Raw genomic sequence first — 381 nt, 5'->3', positions numbered from 1 at the left:
TTGAGGACGAATCGGGCGGTCGCCATCAGTGCGCCGGTATTGCCTGCCGATACGGCGGCTTGCGCATTGCCTTCTTTAACTTGGTTGATGGCAATGCGCATGGAGGATTCTTTTTTATTTTTCAGCGCAGATTGCGGCGCTTCATCCATTTCGACAACTTGCGCTGCATGGCAGACGGTAATACGGTCCATAGGCGCGCCTGCCGAGCTTAATGCTTGGCGGACTGCTGCTTCATCTCCGACCATAATCAGATGTACGTCGGATTGCTGTTTCAGGAAATCCACTGCACCGGGGACGGTAATTGCAAGGCCTGCATCTCCGCCCATGGCATCTACGGCCAGTGTAATCATGTTGTTCTCCGGTTTGTGTGTTTCAGACGGC

The 381-nt window shown here is 53.8% G+C and carries 1 pseudogene; it reads right to left on the bottom strand.

From position 1 onward, the window contains the following. Window positions 1-350: pseudogene (locus ACTHSP_RS22580) on the bottom strand (phosphate acyltransferase PlsX); the annotation flags it as partial. Window positions 351-381: the final 31 nt, after the last annotated feature.

The organism is Neisseria sp. P0001.S005 (assembly GCF_051963715.1).
The sequence above is the reverse complement of the archived record's forward strand: the minus strand, read 5'-3'. Positions and strand labels throughout refer to the sequence as shown.